The organism is Gluconobacter sp. Dm-62 (assembly GCF_018256155.1).
Classification (GTDB): Bacteria; Pseudomonadota; Alphaproteobacteria; order Acetobacterales; family Acetobacteraceae; genus Gluconobacter.
On record NZ_JAERLY010000003.1, the window covers coordinates 263,899 to 283,443 of the forward strand.

15 protein-coding genes and 1 riboswitch are annotated in these 19,545 nt (G+C 59.4%); of the genes, 9 read left to right on the top strand and 6 right to left on the bottom strand.

All coding sequences use genetic code 11. The annotated features are described in order from the left end of the window. Position 1: 1 nt before the first annotated feature. Together JK202_RS05910 and JK202_RS16215 are read right to left on the bottom strand one after the other, a co-directional pair. On the bottom strand, positions 2 to 2,476 hold the full coding sequence (locus JK202_RS05910) for a TonB-dependent receptor (RefSeq protein ID WP_249199701.1): 2,475 nt from the start codon (positions 2,474 to 2,476) through the stop codon (positions 2 to 4). 92 nt (positions 2,477 to 2,568) lie between these two features. Then, a riboswitch (TPP riboswitch) is annotated at positions 2,569 to 2,698 on the bottom strand. Between the two features lie 144 nt (positions 2,699 to 2,842). Then, positions 2,843 to 3,094, bottom strand: a complete 252-nt coding sequence (locus JK202_RS16215) for a hypothetical protein (RefSeq protein WP_249199702.1) — start codon at positions 3,092 to 3,094, stop codon at positions 2,843 to 2,845. Positions 3,095 to 3,124: 30 nt separating this feature from the next. Between JK202_RS16215 and JK202_RS05915 the strand changes: the two genes are divergently transcribed. The 3 genes from JK202_RS05915 to JK202_RS05925 all read left to right on the top strand — a co-directional run bounded on the left by JK202_RS05915 (position 3,125) and on the right by JK202_RS05925 (position 6,278). After that, positions 3,125 to 4,309: a methyl-accepting chemotaxis protein gene (locus tag JK202_RS05915; RefSeq protein ID WP_249199703.1), complete on the top strand. Its 1,185-nt coding sequence runs from the start codon at positions 3,125 to 3,127 to the stop codon at positions 4,307 to 4,309. A 146-nt stretch (positions 4,310 to 4,455) separates the two neighbouring features. Continuing rightward, a complete protein-coding gene (locus JK202_RS05920) occupies positions 4,456 to 5,694 on the top strand; it encodes an MFS transporter (RefSeq protein ID WP_211559113.1) in 1,239 nt (412 codons plus the stop codon). Then, positions 5,694 to 6,278, top strand: coding sequence for a YdcF family protein (locus tag JK202_RS05925; protein WP_211559115.1), 585 nt, complete (start codon positions 5,694 to 5,696; stop codon positions 6,276 to 6,278). Before JK202_RS05920 ends, JK202_RS05925 begins: the two co-directional genes overlap by 1 nt. 10 nt (positions 6,279 to 6,288) lie before the next feature. Here JK202_RS05925 and JK202_RS05930 read toward each other — a convergent pair whose 3' ends face one another. Then, positions 6,289 to 7,548 carry an AGE family epimerase/isomerase gene (locus tag JK202_RS05930; RefSeq protein ID WP_211559117.1) on the bottom strand — a complete coding sequence of 420 codons (1,260 nt, stop codon included), beginning with the start codon at positions 7,546 to 7,548 and terminating at the stop codon, positions 6,289 to 6,291. Between the two features lie 156 nt (positions 7,549 to 7,704). On the opposite strand from JK202_RS05930, the gene rpe reads away from it, so the two are divergent. Genes rpe through JK202_RS05945 form a run of 3 tightly spaced genes read left to right on the top strand, consistent with a single transcriptional unit; the run spans position 7,705 to position 11,203 of the window. Then, complete coding sequence (gene rpe, locus JK202_RS05935; RefSeq protein ID WP_211559120.1) at positions 7,705 to 8,379, top strand: ribulose-phosphate 3-epimerase; 675 nt, start codon at positions 7,705 to 7,707, stop codon at positions 8,377 to 8,379. Then, positions 8,379 to 10,031: a heparinase II/III family protein gene (locus JK202_RS05940; protein WP_211559122.1), complete on the top strand. Its 1,653-nt coding sequence runs from the start codon at positions 8,379 to 8,381 to the stop codon at positions 10,029 to 10,031. Before rpe ends, JK202_RS05940 begins: the two co-directional genes overlap by 1 nt. 26 nt (positions 10,032 to 10,057) lie before the next feature. Next, on the top strand, positions 10,058 to 11,203 hold the full coding sequence (locus JK202_RS05945; protein ID WP_211559124.1) for a glycosyltransferase family 4 protein: 1,146 nt from the start codon (positions 10,058 to 10,060) through the stop codon (positions 11,201 to 11,203). Here JK202_RS05945 and JK202_RS05950 read toward each other — a convergent pair. Then, positions 11,184 to 13,553: a flagellin gene (locus JK202_RS05950; RefSeq protein ID WP_211559126.1), complete on the bottom strand. Its 2,370-nt coding sequence runs from the start codon at positions 13,551 to 13,553 to the stop codon at positions 11,184 to 11,186. The two genes, JK202_RS05945 and JK202_RS05950, sit on opposite strands and share 20 nt — an antisense overlap. Positions 13,554 to 13,935: 382 nt before the next feature. On the opposite strand from JK202_RS05950, the gene JK202_RS05955 reads away from it, so the two are divergent. The 3 genes from JK202_RS05955 to JK202_RS05965 are packed head-to-tail and all read left to right on the top strand — an operon-like array spanning position 13,936 to position 16,801. Continuing rightward, positions 13,936 to 14,679: a (Fe-S)-binding protein gene (locus JK202_RS05955; protein ID WP_211559128.1), complete on the top strand. Its 744-nt coding sequence runs from the start codon at positions 13,936 to 13,938 to the stop codon at positions 14,677 to 14,679. Further along, positions 14,676 to 16,211 carry a lactate utilization protein B gene (locus tag JK202_RS05960; RefSeq protein WP_211559130.1) on the top strand — a complete coding sequence of 512 codons (1,536 nt, stop codon included), beginning with the start codon at positions 14,676 to 14,678 and terminating at the stop codon, positions 16,209 to 16,211. The genes JK202_RS05955 and JK202_RS05960 overlap by 4 nt, the downstream gene beginning before the upstream one ends. Next, complete coding sequence (locus JK202_RS05965) at positions 16,208 to 16,801, top strand: LUD domain-containing protein (protein ID WP_211559132.1); 594 nt, start codon at positions 16,208 to 16,210, stop codon at positions 16,799 to 16,801. Before JK202_RS05960 ends, JK202_RS05965 begins: the two co-directional genes overlap by 4 nt. Here the strand turns inward: JK202_RS05965 and JK202_RS05970 are convergent. Both JK202_RS05970 and JK202_RS05975 read right to left on the bottom strand, forming a co-directional pair. Then, the gene (locus JK202_RS05970) at positions 16,786 to 19,266 is read right to left on the bottom strand and encodes an excinuclease ABC subunit UvrA (protein ID WP_211559134.1); all 2,481 of its coding nucleotides are present in this window, start codon (positions 19,264 to 19,266) and stop codon (positions 16,786 to 16,788) included. The genes JK202_RS05965 and JK202_RS05970 overlap by 16 nt on opposite strands. A 66-nt stretch (positions 19,267 to 19,332) precedes the next feature. Further along, on the bottom strand, positions 19,333 to 19,545 hold a 213-nt coding region (locus JK202_RS05975), incomplete at its 5' end, for a DnaJ family molecular chaperone (RefSeq protein ID WP_211559136.1).

The window sequence follows — 19,545 nt, forward strand, 5'->3', positions numbered from 1 at the left end:
CTCAGAACCCCGTTGAAGCGGTGAACAGGGCTGCAAAGCCGCCGCCGATGAAGTAGCTCGGGGCACTTCCGGCGATGGTTGTGCCATAGACGCCGGTCGTATCCTTCGCATTCAGGGTGGGGCTCGCCACGCCGGAAAGATAGTGCTCGTTCGTGATGTTGATGAAGTTCATCCGCAGGGTCGGCTGATGCAGATGGATGTGATCCGAAAAGCGGTAGCCGATGGCGAGATCGCCCGTCGTATGATCCGAGACGCGCTCGTCATTCATGAACGTGGCGTACTGGTGGCCGGTGTAATGCACGGTGGCGACGCCAAAGAGATGTCCGTCATCATAACTCAGCCCGGCTGCGGCCTGAAGGGTCGGGCTGCGGACGGCGATCTTGCCACGGGTGCGCAGAAGGTCCCCGCCGGACATCAGATCGTTGTCGATGGTGGCGTGCAGATACTCACCCGACACATAGGGGCTGAAATGATGCCAGGGGCGCAGGCCAATTTCCACGTCCACACCGCGTGAGGTCTGGCCACCTGCATTCATGGTCGTGGTGACGATGGACCCGTTCTGCACGGCCTGCGTGGAGATCTGGCGGTTGGTGAAGTTGTAGTTGAACAGTGTCAGGCTGCCGATGATCCAGCGTCCCGTGCGGCGATATCCCAGTTCTTCGGAAATGGAATATTCGTTGCGGACATCCGTCGAGCCCGTGCCGTACATTTCGCCCGAAGACGGATCGTAAGTATTGTAAAGCGCGGTCTGATCGGGTGCGCGGAAATTGGTCGTGGCGTTGAAGAAAAGCTGGTTTTCACCGTCAATCCGCCAGCGCACGCCAAGACGGGGCAGGGGCTCCATGCTGTTGGAGGCCACACGATATTGTGGGCCGGGCAGGTTGTTCGTTCCATCGCGGCTCATCATGACGGCCTTGAAGCCGAGATCAATCGCCAGATGGTCATGCAGCAACGACATGTGATCGCCGATGAACAGAGCGTTGGTCTGCGAGATCGTATGGAAGCTGCCGCCCAGCAGTTTCTGCCCGTTCGACAGGCGGATCAGGTCCTTGCCGTTTTCGGCCCAGATATCGGCGGCAGACCCGTTGGTCTGGACTGCCGTGAAGGGCTGCTGCTCGTTGTCGTCGCCGTAATCGTACCAGTAGCCAAAAACGAAATCGTTCCAGTTCGTCTTGTAATGCAGGGCGCTCGTAAAGCCGGACCGGTAGCTACGCTGGGTGTAATCCGCGCGGACCACGCCAACGCCATCCTGCGCGCCGGGCAGGTTCAGCGTGTCGGACAGGGCCTGCGTGCCCTGATAGAGCCCGCTTGTGGACATGGGGCTGCCACCGGGCCAGTTGCCATAAGCGAACTGCGCATAGGGCGTAACGTCCAGACTGAGGCGGTCCGTCAGGCTTAGATGGACGGGGGCGCCGCCATACAGCGTGCGTTCCGCATCGCGCCACAGCCGCCAGTAATTGGCGCCGTTATCGGGATTGGTGCTGTCATAGCGAGCGAGAAGGTTGTTCTGACCTTTGATCCCATCCGACTTCCATGTGTCCATGGTGGGTTCGGGATACCAGCTTGTGATGGTCGTATTAAAAGAGCCCACGAGGCTGGCGCGGTTGCCCTGTCCCCACTCCTTGAGGAACTTGAAATCGACGTGCTGCTTCTCGTCGCGTCCGGGGCCGCGCCAGTTGTCGGTGGCGCCATGGGAATAGGAAATGAAGCCGCGAATGCCGGTATGGGCGATATCGCCGGTATCGAGGCGGATGAATTCGCGGTTGGTGTTGTAGGAGCCGTAAGACACGCTGGCATCCCCGCCGGCTTTTTTGGCCGGGTCACGGAATGTCAGGTTCATCAGGCCACCCGCAGCGTTCAGGACCGGGCTGTCGAGATCGGCTGATCCCTGCGCCAGGGCGATTTCCTGATAGTTTTCGCTGTCCGCGAACTGGCTGGGTGTGCCTGAATAATAAGCCACGTCATTCAGCGGCATGCCTTCGAGCACATAGCCGATGGCACTGTTATCGAGACCACGGACGGTAATGTTCGTATTGGGGGAAAATCCCATCGGATCGGACGAGGCAACATTGGCGCCGGGCAGCACGGAGGCCAGCTGGAAGGCCGTTGCCATCGGGGCCTGTTTGGAAATGAAATCCTGACTGACCGTACTGACGGATTTCACTCCGTCCTGCAGATGGATCAATCCGCCACCGGGCTGGCTGCCCGGCGCGCTGTCCGAAAGTCGATGCACGATGATGTGCTCGGCCTTGGGGGGCTGTGCAGCATGCGTCTGCGGAGCGGTCTGCTGGACGGCTGGCTTGTTTGTGGCCGGTGTGTCGGCGGCACGCGCAACCGAAAAGCACACTGTTGTGCCGATCAGGACGGGCAGAAGGCTGTGGTACCGCGAACGGCAGACAGGAGGCGTGGGCGCCTCCCGGTGTGTAGGGCCATAGGGTCTGACAGGCGCTGGGGCCCGGTCGTGTCTGTGTGCCATGATGAGAGACTCCTCGCCTGCAAGCAACGAGATCTCAGCTCTGACAGGAAAGGTTCAAGCTGCTGGCTGCAATGTGCATGAACATGCGTCGGGCAGACAGCGACCACCATCCCTCCGCCAGTATGAACTGGATCAGGTTCAATGGGTCACTGCGCCGCATGGCTTTTGAGTGCCACACCAGCAGAGTCTCAGCCCCATGCCAGGGCCCCCCACGGTGAAGCGCCACCAATCCTCCGTGTACGAAAGATTGTCAATATGACGTGGCCATCACATGTGCTGACGGAAATGTGTTGCAAACAATTTCGAGAGCAGTCTTCATTTTTTATTAATAACGACATGTATAATTTCACAAAATCTCACGTACGCTCATGAACATGACGTGAGGCCAGAGGTCAAAAGGCGCTCATGTTGAACTGGATTGAAAAAACCGCCTACGTCCGTCAGAAGATTAAGGCGCTCTTTGCTGCTCTTGTTGTTATTTCTGTGGTCCAGTTTTTGGTTGAGCAGTTTTGTGAGCACCTTTTTATTAAATACAGCCATGAACAGATCCTGTCTCAGGGCATAGGTCTGTTTTTCCAGATTGGCCTGACACTGCTGATCGGCCGGTTTGCCATTCATGTCATTGCCGTTCCATTCGAACAGATCACGATGGCGACTGAAAAGGTCGCGGGTGGGGCCCTCAATATTACCATCCCCTGCCTCCATCATCAGGACTGTGCGGGGCGTCTGGCACGGTCGCTTCAGATGTTCCGGGAAACCAGCCAGAATCAGTTGAAGATGCAGGAAAACTCTGCGGAAGAAGCGCGTGAGGCTGCGCGGATCCAGAAGGACCTTTCCGGCAGGAGTGAGCGGATCCGCCAGTTGCAGGACGATACGATCGGGACGATCTGTGCGGGAATGGAAATCGTGAAGGAAGGAGATCTGACCTTCACGTTCCGCGAGGATTTTCAGGACAGGTTCGAAGAATTCCGCCAGAACTTCAATACGCTGATCCAGATCTACCGCACCGCAATCGCCAAGATTTCTGACGCGACCTCCGTCATTGCCAATGGCACGTCCGAAATCGCATCGGCTTCCGGAGAGCTGAGCGAGCGTACGGAGCGGCAGGCGGTCAATCTTGCCCAGTCCGCCGTGTCCATCAACAGCATCACCCAGACTGTCGGAAAAACTGCGCGTTCCGCAGTTAAAGCGCGTGAGACGGTTTTGGAAACGCGGGGGCAGACGGTTGTGATCTCGGAGATCATGCACTCCGCCAACGCGGCCATGGGCGAAATCCGGACATCCTCGCGGCAGGTGGAGAGCATTCTGGGCCTGATCGAGGAAATCGCCTTCCAGACCAATCTTCTCTCGCTCAATGCAGGAATTGAAGCCGCGCGGGCCGGTGAGGCAGGGCGGGGTTTTGACGTGGTGGCCAAGGAAATTCGCGCTCTTGCGCAGCGTTCGGCCAAGTCGGCCCAGGACATCCGCAATATCATCACGTCTTCGGGGCGGCAGGTGGAAGAAGGCGTCCAGCTTGTTGGCGAAGCAGACCGGTCGATGAAGGTCATCAGCCAGCATGTGGACGGGATCACATCGCTGCTTGAAGATATTTCCCTTTCCACGACCGGGGAGGCCGAAAGCCTTGAGACGATCAACAAAGCCATCAACGAAATGGACCAGATGACCCAGCGGAATGCCGCGATGGTGGAAGAGGTCAATGTGGCATGCCGGAACCTGAGCAATGAGGCGAAAGACCTTTTTGCCGAACTGTCCAGATTCCGTTTTGATGCGCCACAATCCACTGGCAGACGCCTGGCGCCTGCGCCACGGGGGCTGGCATCGGCTGATCTCTGAGAGGGAGCTGATTTCCCATAAAGTTCTTAGGAAAGTGAAAGGGGCATTTTCCAGACATGTCTCGACATCGGGCTGGATATTCCCGACACTGCGCCCATGTCCGTCGGTCCGTTCTGTTTCCCTGTCCTGAATGAAGGACGCTGCCCATGATGGGGCATGCCTTCCGGTCTCTGGGAAGGCGCAACTACCGCGTCTGGGCGATGGGGGCTCTGGTTTCGAACATCGGAACCTGGATGCAGATGACGACGCAGGACTGGCTGGTCCTGACGGAACTGACGCGGCATGATGCAACCGCCGTGGGGATCGTCACGGCGCTTCAGCTTGCGCCGCCGCTTCTGCTGATTTTCTGGACCGGGAAAATTGCCGACCGGGTGGAAAAACATCGCTTTCTGCTCCTGACGCAGGCCGCGCTTGGAACCCTGGCCATCGGGCTTGGCGCTCTGGTTGTGACGGGTATGGTCCGGCTGTGGGAGGTAGACCTGTTCGCGTTCCTGAGTGGATGCGTGGCAGCGTTCGACAGTCCCGTGCGGCAGATTTTTGCGGGTGAACTCGTTGGTGAAGCGGATCTCGCCAATGCCGTGGCGCTTAATTCCGTGTCCTACAATGCTGGTCGCATGATTGGGCCGGCCGTGGCGGGATTCTGTATTGCGGAACTGGGTTCGGGCTGGTCGTTCATTCTGAACGGATTGTCTTTTTATGGCGTTCTAATGTCGCTCCTGTCCCTGCGGGCGCAGGAACTGCATCGTCTTGCACCAGCAAAACCGGAGAACGCGCATCAGGAGAAACAGGATCTGCTGACAGGTGTGCGATATGTCTGGAAGCGCGATGATCTGCGGACCATCCTGTTCATGCTGTTTCTGCTCGGGGCCTTCGGGCTCAATTTCCCGATTTATATTTCAACCATGGCCGTCAGCGTTTTCCATGTCGGGGCGCATGGTTATGGTGTCCTGAACTCAGCCATGGCGGTCGGGACGATTGCGGGCGCGCTTTTTGCCGCCAGTCGCAAAACCATGCAATTTTCGGCCCTGCCGCAGGGCGCCGTGGTGTTCAGCCTTGCCTGTCTGCTGGGGGCTCTGGCCCCGGGATACTGGGCTTTTGCGGTGACGCTGGTCATGGCGGGTATGGCGTCGCTGACCTTCACGGCGGTGAGCAACAGCTACATGCAACTCGCGACGGATCCAGGGATGCGGGGGCGTGTGGTGTCGATCCGTTTTGCAGTCTTTGCCGGATCATCGCCGCTTGGCGCGCCACTGGTAGGGATGGTTGCTAATTCCCTGGGGCCACGCTGGGCGCTGGGTGTGGGGTCGCTCTCTGGAATTCTGGCGGCCGGGGTTGCGCTGCTCTACCTTCAGCGATCGCGGGCAGGAAAGGAAACCTGTTCCTGATGCGGCATGAGTTCTGGCAGCACGGGATCATTAAAGTGCTGGGCACGGGGGCAATCCTGATTGCAGTATTACTGTTCTGGATGGGTTTCGTGGGCTTCAGAGGCGTCTCGGCTGTGCCGGTCCGTTCAGAAATGGCGGTGATTTTTGGCACGGCGGTGACGAGCACGGGGCGGCCCCGTCCCGCACTGGAGGAACGGCTGGAAGAAGGACTGCGTCTGTGGCGCGCAGGCCTCGTCCGGACGCTCATGGTGAGCGGGGCGATTGAAAGCGGAAATCATCAGGATGAGGCCCGGATCATGGCGGACTGGCTGATGGGTCGGGGTGTCCCGGCCTCATCAATCGTCGTGGACTCACATGGGAACAACACCTGGTTAACGGCCCTGCATGTCGCAAGCCTGCATCCGGGAGGGGCAGTGGTCGTAACGCAGTGGTTTCATGTCCTGCGGTCGGAATGGGCGCTGCGCCGGGCGGGAGTGACGCAGGTCTCGGGGGCTGCGCCGTCCCGGTTTCGGGCGACGGAACTCTGGTATCTGTTTCGGGATTCTGTGGCGCTTCCGGTCTATGTGATGACGAAAGCGCCATAAGGCTTAGCGATCAGTACGGGACGCCGATCTGTTCAATGGCGGTGGCAAGGGACGGGGCCAGCGGCATCATGGGAGCAAGCGTGGACTGATAGGCGTGATACAGGTCGCCTTTTCCTTTGTAGATCGTCTCGGTTGGCTCGCCTTCGGGGCTGACTTCATTGAACCAGCTGCCGAAATCGCGGTCGATCAGGGTCGTATCGATGTAATCCCAGATCATGCGGTACCAGTGTTCGTAATGGGAATTGCCGGTCCGCTTGTACAGATTGATGGCGGCCGTCAGGGCTTCGGCCTGCGCCCAGTGGATGCGGCTACGGTTGTGCGGGCCGTGCTCCCAGTTGATCGTATAGAGCATGCCCGGGCGACCATCGGCGTTCCACCCGGTGTTCATCCCGGTCTCGAACAGGGCCTGCGCGTCGTGCAGCATCCATTCCGGCGTTGCGAGGCCGTGACGCAGCAGGGCGGCTTCAAGCTTCAGGGTCAGATGGGCCCATTCCACGAAATGCCCGGGCGTCATACCATAGGGCCGCAGGTCATCATTGGGTTTGTCTGCGTGGTAGTCGCGCATAAGAGTCCAGTTGCGGTTGAAATGCTCCGGCATTGCGAATCCTTCCGCGGCGGCCAGTTCATGCACGAAGCGTGTCACAATGCGCCGGGCGCGATGCAGCCATTTCACGTCTCCGGTGACGTCCGCCAGTGCCATGAAGGCCTCGGTGGAGTGCATGTTGCTGTTGGCGCCGCGATAGTCTTCCTCGTCTGACCAGTCCGGCGCGAAGCTCTCGCGCATGACGCCTTCGTCTTCGCTCCAGAAATGGGTTTCGATCTGGTGGATGGCGTCCTTGAGCAGATCACCCGCGCCCTCAGCGCCAATCAGGACGGCTGAAGACGCCGCAAGAGCTACGAAGGCATGCAGATAAGCCTGTTTGCGGTCGTTGTCCTTGTCCGCAAAATGCTGCCAGCCGCCATGAGCGTCATCGCGGAAGTTCGTGCGCAGGGCGTGGATTCCGTGCGCAACGAGGGGTGCGCTTCCGGGCAGCCCCTGAAGTTCGGCCACGGCATAGGCGTGGACGCAGCGCGCCGTCAGCGTGGCTTCGGGTTTTGCGTTTTCGGGGAGTGTGCCTTCCAGGTCCAGTCCGGTAAAACCACCGTCAACGCATCCGCCCTTGCTGAAATCGAGAAGACGCCGACCCTGCATTTCCAGCCAGGCCCGGTGGGAGGGGCGGCGGATCCAGCTGTCGCGGCTGAGAAGGGTCGGGGAAAGGCGATCAGTCATGAGGCACTCCGGGCAGGTCGACAGATGTGGCTATCAGGACGTTTCAGGAGCAGCGGGGTTCCTGTGGGGACTGCGCGCAGACATGAACCTCACGAAGATGCGCACGGATGCGGATGTGGCTTGCGTCACGCGATGTGTTTGCCGATACATGACAGTATGACTGACCGTCCTTCGATCATCGTCGCTCCCAGCCTTCTGGCTGCTGATTTTTCCCGCCTTGGGGAAGATATTGCCTCCATTGCGCGTGCGCCCTGGCTTCATCTTGATGTGATGGACGGGCATTTCGTGCCGAACATTTCCTTCGGGCCTCCGGTGATTGCCGCACTTCGCAAACATACGGATGCGAAGTTCGATGTGCATCTGATGATTGATCCGGTGGACCCGTATCTGGAGGCAACTGCAAAGGCAGGGGCCGATCACATTACGGTGCATGTCGAGAATGCGCCCCATCTGCACCGTTCGCTTCAGACAATCCGCGCCCTGGGCTGTCGTCCGGGTGTTGCGATCTGTCCGGCAACGCCTGCCGGAGCGCTGTCAGAAGTCATGGATCTGGTGGACATCATCCTTGTCATGACCGTTAATCCGGGATTTGGCGGCCAGAGCTTCCTCGACAGCCAGCTTTCCAAGATCAGGACGCTGGCGGAAATGATTCGTGAGAGCGGCCGTGACATCATCCTCGCGGTGGATGGCGGGATCGATCCCCGGACGGCGCCGCTTGTCGTGGACGCAGGCGCGACCATGCTGGTGGCAGGGTCGGCAGTCTTCGGCAAAGAAGACCGGGACGCTGCGATCCGGGCGCTTGAAGGACCGTTCGTGGAACAGATGACCTGATGACAGGCAGTCGCTGGCTTCGCGGTCTCCGTCTTTCCCTTGCCCGTTTGCCATTTGGTGGGTCCACCTCCGAAGGACCCGTGCATGCGTTTCGTGATCCCTGGAAGGGTGATCCGGAGCAGGGTGCGCGCCTGATTGGCGGGCATTTCCGCTTCGACCGACAGGACTATCCGTTACCGAGCGGGAACTGGGAGCGGGGTCCCTGGCCGGAGCCGGCGCGGGAATGGCTGCATGGGTTCAGCTGGCTGCGGGACCTGCGGACACTCGGTAGCGACAGGGCCCGTCTGACCGCGCGGGGACTTGTGAGTGACTGGCTGTCGCATCCGCCGACGGACCCGCTGGTTCGGGATGCCTGCGTTACGGGGTCGCGTCTGGCATCATGGCTGTCGAATCATGAGTTCTGCCTGGCATCTGCCGATCCGCGGCTGCAGCAGCGCCTGATGGAGCGGATGCTTGTAGAGGCCCGCACAATTGCAGCTCTTCTGCCTCTCTCTCCACAGGGTGTGCGCAGCCTGATGGCGTTCCGGGGGCTGTTGGCCGCTGCGATGGCAATGCCGGAGCATACCGGGTTCATGTCCCGCTTCCTGCGGTATTTTCCGGGGGAACTTGAGCGTCTGATCCTTGCGGATGGCACCGTGACTGAGCACAGCCCTGAAGCGCAGTTTCTGGCGGCGCGTGAGCTGGCGGAGATGTCCGTCATGTTCCGCACAGCCCATGCCAGTGTTCCGCCTTTCATCGATCGGGCCCTGGATAAGGTCTGTCCCGTCCTGCGCGCGATGCGGCATGGAGATGGTGGGCTTGCGGTCTTCAACGGGGCGAATGAGCGGCACAGTGCAGCGGTGGAAGACGTTCTGGCGCAGGGATCGCGGCAAAAGCTGATTGCACCGGCCATGCCGCAGGGGAAATTTACGCGGCTCGTACTGGGAAAATCATTGCTGATCGTGGATAGCGGACCGCCCGCTCCGGCAGGTTTTGACGCCACCGCACACGCCGGAACGCTGTCTTTCGAGTTCTCGCACCAGCGTCACAGGCTGTTCGTCAATTGCGGGAGCGCAGTGGTTGGGGCCTGGCGGGATGCCATGCGGAGCAGTGCCGCCCATACGGTTCTGGTGGCGGATGGTCTGTCTTCCGCTGATTTCGGGGCGGATGGTGGCATGACGCGTCGCCCCGTCACCGTGTCCTGCGATCATCAGACGGATGGTGCCGCGCACTGGCTGGAACTGGCGCATGACGGCTACCATGCGCCGCTTGGGGCGAAATGGACGCGCCGTCTGTATTTCGGCTCTGATGGTGAGGATCTGCGCGGTCAGGAACTCATCGACGGAGAGCGCAATATTGATTTTGCCATCCGGTTTCATATCCATCCGGATGTGAAGGTGACGCAGGATGATGAAGACATCATTCTTCAGGTTGGCGGGACGATCTGGCGTTTCAGGCAGCGTGACGGCGTTGTGCGGCTTGAGAACGACGTTTATCTGGGGCGTGGAAAACGCGAAGTCTGCAAACAGATTATCATTACGCCGCTGGCGATGCCGGAACCGGCCGCGCCTGACACAGAAAGCCCTGCCGAGGACGGTAAACCTGCTGCAGAGAAACCGGTCAGGCGTACCCATCAGAGTGTGACCTGGCTGCTCGAACGCATTCCGGAATAGGCACGCTTCGTGCCTGGGGTCATGCCATGAAGATACTTGAAATCACGAATGTGGATTTTGCGCTCAGGCAGTTCCTTTTGCCGCTGATGCGGGAACTGCGTGAGGCAGGGCATGACGTGCACGGGGCATGTGCCGAAGGCGCGCATCTGAAAGCTGTGCGGGACGAAGGCTTTACCGTGCACGCCGTTCCTATGGCGCGATCGCTGTCTCCGGTGGCACAGTATCGGGCCTTCATGGCTCTGGTACGGCTGATCCGGCGGGAAAAGCCTGATCTGGTGCATGGGCATATGCCGATCAGTGGCGTTCTGGCGCGCTTTGCTGCACGGCTCTGCGGGGTGCGGGTTGTGGCCTATACCTGTCACGGTTTCCTGTTCAACCAGCCCGGGTCATGGCGTCGTCGACTACTTTCCGTAGCTTTGGAATGGGCGGCGGGACGGATCACCGATCTGTACATGACAGTCTCTCGCGAGGAGGCACGGGATGCGCGTCGACTGCATCTGAACCGTAATCCAGTTGCAGTGGGCAACGGGCGTGATCCGGCACGCTATCATCCTGATCCGGCAACACGCGCGCGATTGCGTCACGAACTGGGTGTGCCGGAAGACCGGCCGGTCGTGATCGTGGTGTCGCGTCTTGTACGGCACAAAGGCCATCCCGAGCTGCTGCGTGCCATGGAAGATGTGCCTGATGCCGAGCTCTGGGTGGTCGGGGAACGCCTGCCTTCAGATCACGGCGCGGACCTGACTGAGGCGTTCGAGCGCGCACGGGAGCGCCTTGGCCCGCGTCTGCGGATGCTTGGTTATCGGGAAGATGTGGCTGAACTTCTGATGGCAGCGGATGTGTTTGCGCTTCCCAGTCATTTTGAGGGCCTGCCCATGTCAGTCATCGAAGCGATGCTGACGGGCCTGCCGGTTGTGGCGACAGACGTTCGCGGGCCGAGAGAACAGGTTCTGGATGGGAAGACGGGCTTTCTGGTTCCACCGGGTCTGTCCGCCCCGCTTGCGCGGGCCTTGCGCGCTTTGACGCAGGATGCGGTGTTACGACGGGAGATGGGTGCGGCTGGAAGACAGGTTGCACTTGAGGAATACGACGAGCGGCATATCCTGACGCATGTCGTAGGGCTTATGGAGAAAGCCTGCCCTCACCAGACTGTCAGCCCTGGAAAAGTTTGAGGATCATTGAGGACTGGCCGTTCATGATCGAGAGGGACTGTACGGCGAGCTGCTGTTTGGTCTGAGCCGACAGAAGCAGAACGCTCTGCTGCGCCAGATCGGCATCGGTCAGGGCGGAAATGCCGGTTATGATGGCATCCTGCTGTGCGGCCGTGGTCTTCGTAAGCTGCGAAATGAGATCGGTGCTGGTTCCAAGGGATGCGTTAATGGACGACATTTTTGAAACGGCAGCAGTGACGGCGCCGATCGCGACCTGATAGCCACTGACCTGTTGACCGGAGACCGTATTGCCCGAAAAATTTCTGCTGTTTGCAACAAGCAGAAAGCTGTTGGCCGGAACAGATTCATAGACCGGGAGACGGGTATACATCGTGCTGTCAGAGGGGTGCTGGATATTGTTGAAGACAGACGGTATTCCCGGTGTTGCCCATACAGGTGTTCCATCATCGGCTGTGACCGTGCCGGGAGGAATGGATCCCGCGATGTTTGAACCACTTGCAACGATCGAGAGCGTCGTGGCGCCGATGCTGCTGGTCGCCGTATTGATGCCCAGAGAGTCCAGCGTGGCGATGATCGGGGTATAAAGACTGTTTTGATAGGTGCTCTGTGATGTCATATCGGCTGTAACGTTTACGGCTACGATATTCTGTGTCTCTCCCTGCGGAAAGTCGGAGGATGCCGAGACGGCATAGGTCAGGTTTCCGGTGTCGGCGTCTTTTTCAAGGCTGACATACATGGGGGTACCGGATGCGGTTGTGGAAATCTTAAAGACCGTTTTGCCATTGCCCTGCGAAATGACCTGTGACGGCGCAGGAGTACCAGTGCTGGAATCAATGCTGATTTCTGGTGTGCTGTCGACCAAAGTCTGGACGCTGCTGGCGATTGTTTTTGAGCTGGAGAGTGTTCCGTCGCTGGTCGTCTGGTTCAGGATAAGCTGATAGCCATCCTTTCCGGCTGCGGCGCCGTTCGTATTGAAATCCATACGGGTTGCTATGGGGTCAGAAAGGCTTGCATTGGCAGTCGTCAGGCTGATCTGCTGGCCATATGAGGAGATGAAGCTGTCCGTAGTGGGAACGGTTTCGATGTTTCCGTTATCGTCATACGCCAGGCTTCCGTCGTCATTTCTCTTGGCTACGGGAACAGTTTTGGTATCACTCGACACGGCAACAAAGGAGCCGGAAAACGGGGCGGTATTGATGACGTTCGTAAGAGCGGAAACATCCGGGCTGGAAGAAGAAGGCGGGGCATAGATGTTTCCGCCGCTGATGGTCAGTGTGCCGTCAGTGCTGCTGCGGTCGACATGAAATCCCTGTCCGGAGATAGCCGCCATGAACGTATCGGAAATGCCCTGGTCGTCCATTTTTCCGGAACCAGCCGCATTGATCGTGACAGGCGTAATCACGCTTTGTGCGGTAGGGTTTCCCAGTGCATCGAATGCCGAGCTCACCGTATAGACAGGGCTGTCGTTGGCGCCCTGAGAAACCTGAATGGCCTCGCCGGAATTCAGCGTATAGAATTTTACACCGTTTGGATCAGTGTACTGGGACGTAATGACCGTACTGGCGCCGGATGTCAGATCGCCGGTGCTCGGGTCCCACTGGAGATCAGAACCCGTCCCCACGGCGGCATTGATTGTGGAGAGGGTGGAATTGCCCGGATTATTGGTCCCGGTGTTGGCTTCCTCGGCGACAAACTGATACTGGACGGCCGGATTCTGGGCTGTGCCGGTGTTCATGGCCTGTGCGATGTTGTGTAAGGTCAAGACGGTGGTTTGGGGCCCGGCAATGACCAGGTTTTCCGGGTCGAGTGGAATGGTCACACCTGCCTGATCAACGGTAAGGCCCGACAGGCCGAGCCCGCTGGACGTGGCGTTGCTTCCGGCAATTTTGAGTGTGCCGCCATAAGTGTCCAGAGCCGTTAATGCAGTATTGTAGTTGACGCCGCTGACAAGCGCGCCAGCCAGCAGATTGACGCCATTGAATGTGGCAGACGACGCCATGGAGTCGATCTGGCTCAATGTCTTGGAGATCTGGGTATTGATGGTGCTGCTGTCGATGCCGTTGTTCTGTCCCTCGCTGATGTTTGCGGCGAGGGACGTCAGGGTGTCGTTGATGAGTGTGCCCTGACTGCTGGCAGTCTGAACGACCTGTCCAAGAATATTCAGGCCCTGCGAGACACCGCTCAGGGCCGAAGACTGGGCCTGCATTGAGTTGGCGATGGAATAGATCGCGGGATTATCCGAGGCGGTGGAAACAGCTTTTCCTGTTGAGACGGCCGTTTCCGCCTTGTTCAGTGCCGTGGTGGCTTGGGAGAGGACCTGAAGACCGGATAAAATGGAAGAATTGTTCACACTCAACACGGACCTGCACTTCTCAGAAAGCGTAAGAGGCTGTCAGAATGTCAGTCGCTATATAATTTTTCGTTAATGACAGAAAAGCCTATTTTCCTGATCGGGAATATTTCTTCCAGATATGATGCCAGGAACGGAGAAAGTGTTGCAGCAGGAATTTTAATTCTGCGTTTTGAGAACATATTTTCAATAATTATGAGTAAAATTAAAATGATTCACGTATGTATACATCATAATTCACTATTATAATCCGGTGTTATTATCAGGACTAGAATACTCTTATTATTTTGACTTTAATTATCCCGTAAACTTGTCTTTCGTTTTTGCGTTATTTTCATAAGATTGTTTCTACACGCGATGACTGAAGACAAAGGTATTCCCCATGAAGGTCGGTCTGTTTGTTCCCTGTTATGTGGACATGTTTCACCCCGAGACGGGGATCGCGACTCTGGAACTGCTGGAGCGTTTCGGGCTGTCCGTTGAGTATCCCGTTGACCAGACATGCTGCGGGCAGCCCATGACCAATACGGGCTGTGAGCGGGAAGCGGCCAAGACGGAAGAGTTGTTCGTCCGCAATTTCGAAAAATACGATTACGTCGTCACGCCGTCCGGAAGCTGCACCAATCAGGTGCGCAACAATATGACGGCCATTGATCAGACTGACGCGGTAAAACACGTTCGCAGCCGCACCTATGAACTGGTCGAGTTCCTGCACGACGTTCTCAAGATCGATGCATTCCCCTGGGCCGAGTTTCCGCATCGTGTTGCGCTTCACAATAACTGCAACACGCTGCGGAACCTGCGGATTGCCAGCATGAGCGAACGTCGGGAAGAGTCGTTTTCCAAGCCGAAAGCATTGCTGAAAATGGTCAGGGGCATCGAATTCGCTGATCTGACGCGGCCTGATGAATGCTGCGGGTTTGGCGGAACGTTTTCGGTATTCGAGGAAGGTGTTTCGGCCAAGATGGGGCAGGACAAGGTCACGGACCAGCTTAAATCCGGGGCGGAATACGTCACGTCTTCCGACAGTTCCTGCATGATGCATCAGGAAGGCTGTGCCCGGCGGATGGGCGCCAATCTCAAGTACATCCACATCGCCCAGATCCTGAATGGAGCACGCGCATGACTGCTGAACTGCATGAAGAACTGACCGATCCGCATGCCGATCCGCATGCCGATCAGCTGGATCATGGGGCGGCGTCCTCCCGGCCGCTGAAATCCCGCATTTCAGAACCGCAACCCCGTGGCGCGAAGATCCGTGGGAACCGGCCCGTTGACCAGTCCGAAGCCGCGAACCGCTTCATGGCCGCGACCGAACACGAAGCCATGCATGACGCGCGTCTGTGGGACCTGCGTCAGAAGCGCGACAAGGAAATGCATGGGATTGAGGAATGGGAAGAGCTCCGGAACCTCGCCTCGGGCATCAAGGAACACACGCTTTCGAAGCTCGATTACTATCTTGAATTGTTCGAAAAAAACGCGACGGCCAACGGGATCAAGGTCCATTGGGCGAAGGACGGAGCCGAGCATAACGCCATCGTGCTGGAAATCCTGCGCAGCAAGGGCGTCGAACGGCTGATCAAGAGCAAGTCCATGCTCACGGAAGAATGTGGCTTCCGGGAGTTCATGGCCCACAACAATGTCGAGGTCATCGAAACGGATCTTGGCGAGCGTATCCAGCAGCTTGACGACGAGGCGCCCAGCCATGTTGTCGTGCCCGCCGTGCATAAACTGCGGACCGATGTTGCCAGCGTTTTTGCCAAAACGATTGGTTCCGACCCTGACAATGCGGATGCCCATTACCTCACGGAATGTCAGCGCGAGGCCACGCGCCCGCTGATCCTGTCGGCGCAGGCGGGCATGACGGGGGGGAACTTCGTGGTCGCGGAGACGGGAACGTTTGTTGTCTGCACCAATGAGGGCAACGCTGATCTCTCCGCCAATACGCCGCCGCTGCATATTGCGTCCATCGGGATCGAGAAGCTGATCCCCGGGCTGGACGATCTGGCGGTCTTTATCCGCCTGCTGTCACGCAGTGCGCTGGGGTCACCGATCACGCAGTATACGTCCCATTTCCGTGGCCCGCGTGAGGGAGGCGAGATGCATGTCGTGCTCGTGGATAACGGACGCTCCGAGCGGCTCGGGATGGAAAAATTCTGGCCGGGGCTGAAATGCATCCGTTGTGGCGCTTGCATGAACACCTGCCCGGTTTTCCGGCGCAGTGGTGGCCTGAGTTATGGGGCGACCTATGCTGGCCCGATCGGGCTGATCATCGATCCGACCTTCAACGTCCATAAATACCGCAACCTGCCGTATTCCTCGACGATGAATGGCAGTTGCACCAATGTCTGTCCGGTGAAGATCAATATTCACGAACAGATCGCCGACTGGCGTAAAACGTTGGCGGGCGACGGGGAAATTTCCCCGGTCAAGAAAGTCATGATGAAAGCGGCTGGCGAGGTTCTGGCGTCGCCGGTGGTTTATCGCGCAAGCCTACCTCTGGGCCGCAGCGCGCTGCGGCATCTTCCGCATTTCATGCTCTACAACAAGCTCAATACCTGGGGCCGCAAGCGCGACATCCCCGAGACGCCCAAACAGACGTTCAATGAATGGTATCGCAAGAACCGCAAGCAGCAGGGCGAAGGGGAAAAATCATGAGCGGCTCACGCGAAGCCATTCTGGGGGCGATCCGGAAAAACCATGTGCAGAGCGAGCGTGCCCGTCCGCCCGTGCCGCTGTTCGATCAGGCGGCACCGTCCGATCTGAGGGAAATGTTCCAGAAGTCCCTGGAGCGCATGGGTGGGAAAATGCTGACCCCGGATGCGGTTGATCCGATGGCCCCTGTGCGGCAGGCCATCGTCAAGCCGGGGCCTGTCGTGTCCTGCGTGCCGGAATTTCAGGGGGACATGCAGATCACGCCCCAGACGAAGCCGACGGATATTGCGCCGGTTGAATATGCTGTTCTGCGCGCGGCGTTCGGGGTGGCGGAGACCGGATCGCTCTGCTTCACGGAAAAGCAGTTGCATGTAAACACGACGGGTTTTCTGCCGCAGCATCTGGTGATCCTGCTGGACCCGGCGCAGATCGTCTACAATCTGCATAATGCCTATCAGCGTCCGGAATGGACGCAGGCGCATTATGCCGTGTTCCAGAGCGGTCCGTCAGCGACAGCGGATATTGAAGGCGTGCTCGTGCATGGTGCGCAGGGTGTGCGGTCTCTGAGCGTATTGTTTCACCCGGTGTCCTGAGATCCGGGGTGAACGTAGCGGCGGAGGAACGGGGCTGTGACGCTGTGTTCCGAAGCCGCGACGGTCTCGGGTGTTCCTGCTGCCACGATCCGGCCGCCCTTGCGTCCCGCACCGGGGCCGAGATCGACGATCCAGTCGCTCGCGGCGGCTACGCGCATGTCATGCTCGGCCAGAACGACGGTGTTGCCCTGATCGACCAGCGCCTGAAGCTGGAGCATCAGCCGGTCTACGTCGGCCGGGTGCAGGCCCGTTGTGGGTTCGTCCAGAACATAGAGGATGTGTCCGTTACGCTGCTTCTGAAGTTCGGTCGCAAGTTTGATGCGCTGCGCTTCGCCGCCTGAGAGTTCGGTGGCGGGCTGTCCGAGACGGAGATAGCCCAGTCCGCCGCGACGCAGGGTGTCGAAGCCGTGCGCCAGAACGGGCACATCCGCGAAGACGTCACAGGCATCGTCAATGCTCAGTCCCAGCACATCCGCGATGCTGTGCCCGTTCCACTGGACTTCCAGAACCTCGGGTTTGTAGCGGCTGCCGTGACAGACGGGGCAGGGCGTCTGCACGGTTGGCAGGAACAGAAGCTCTACATCGACCGTCCCTACGCCTTCGCAGCGCGGGCAGCGTCCCTTGGCGACATTGAAAGAGAACCAGCCCGCATCGAAATGGCGCGTTTTTGCGTCCGGCGTTTCCGCGAACAGGCGGCGGATCGTGTCGAACAGGCCGGTATAGGTGGCGGGGTTGGAGCGCGGGGTGCGTCCGATCGGTTTCTGGTCGATCATGACCATGCGTTTGATCGGGCCGGTTCCGCCCGAAACGTTCCCCTTGGGCTCGCGATGTTCGGGGGGCGGGGCCTCATCCGTGCTGTCGTCGTCGGGGTCGATGTCCACTTTCTGGCCCAGAGCACGGGCCATGATGGAGACGAGGGCCTGCCCGACGAGGCTGGATTTCCCGGAGCCTGACACGCCTGTCACCGAAACCAGCACCCCGAGCGGGAGCGTCAGGGCCAGATGGTCCAGATTGTTCCAGCAGATATCGGTCAGCTCCAGCGTGCCGGTTGGTTTGCGGACCGGGGTCGTGCGGGGCTGGACTGCGCCAAACAGATAGGGGCGTGTGCGGGAGTCCTTTACGTCCCGCAGTCTGTCAGGCAGGCCGCTGTAGAGAATGCGGCCGCCCCGTTCGCCGGCATCCGGACCGACATCCACCAGCCATTCGGCGCGGCGGATCACGTCCGGGTTATGCTCGACGACGATCAGCGAATTGCCCGCGTCGCGCAGCCCGGAACTGGGTTCGTCCAGCACATAGACCACGCCGAACAGGTTCGAGCGGATTTGTGTGCCGAGCTTCAGGCGCTGGTATTCGCCGGGCGAGAGTGTCTGCACGCTTCGGTCGAGCTGGAGATAGCCCAGCCCCAGATCCAGCAGCACGTCGATGCGCTCGATCATGGCGTCGACCATGCCACGCGCGGCTACGGCCGTGGCGTCCTTGCCGTTCGCAAGGGTTTTGGCGGATGTGCGGAGTGAGGCGGCGATGTCTTCGAGGGTGCGCTTCGAGAAGTCGGCGATGTTCAGTCCGTCGAATGTCACGCGCAGAGCATCGGGGTTCAGGCGCTGTCCGTGGCAGACCGGGCAGGGGGCGGAGACCATGAAGGAGGCTGCCCGCTTGCGCATTTTCTCGCTCTGCGACTGCGTGAAGGTGTGCAGGACATAGCGCCGTGCGCCGCTGAAGGTGCCGTTGTAATCAGACGGAATGCCGCGCTTGATGGCGTCCATGACCTGAGCGTGGGTGCGGCCGGGATAGACGGGCTCGGTCGGTGTTTCTTCCGTGTAGAGGATCCAGTCGCGGGTCTTTTTCGGCAGGTCGCGCCAGGGGCAGTCCACATCCACGCCACGGGTGATGAGAATGTCCCGGAAGTTCTGTCCCTGCCAGGCCGTGGGCCAGGCCGCGACGGCGCGGTCACGGATGCTCAGGCTGTCATCGGGAACGAGCGTCTGTTCCGTCACGTCATAGATGCGGCCCAGTCCGTGACATTTCGGGCAGGCGCCCATGGGGGTGTTGGGCGAAAAGGACTCTGCCTCCAGCCGTGAGAGGCCGGGGGGATAGGTGCCTGCGCGGGAATAGAGCATCCGCAGCAGGTTCGAGAGTGTCGTCAGGCTGCCGACGCTGGAGCGGCTGCTGCTTCCGCCGCGCTGCTGCTGAAGGGCGACTGCTGGCGGCAGTCCGTCGATGGAGGCCACGACCGGGACCGGCATCTGGTCGAACAGGCGTCTGGCATAGGGGGAGACGGAATCCAGATAGCGCCGCTGCGCCTCGGCATAGATGGTCCCGAAGGCCAGCGAGGACTTGCCGGACCCGGAAACCCCTGTGACGACGACGAGCCGGTCACGCGGCAGGTCCACATCCACGTTTTCCAGATTGTGTTCCCGCGCCCCTCTGACGCGGATCATCTCATGGGGCGAGGGCGTCTGGGACATGGGGCACTCCTGATGATGTCCGCAGGAGTGTAGACCCGCCAGACATCAGAGTACACAAACCACGCCTCAGAAGCGGCGGCTGAGGCGGGCTTCCTGAAAGGCGGCGTTGATGATCTGTGTTTCGCGCATCGCCAGTTCGCGGATTTTTTCTCCCATCGCGCTGACCTTGTCCGGGTGGTACTGCCGGATCAGATCACGATAGGCGCGCTTGATGTCGTCGGGTGATGCGAACTCGCTGACGCCGAGGACTTCGAACCACGTCCGGTCCGCGGGGGGGGG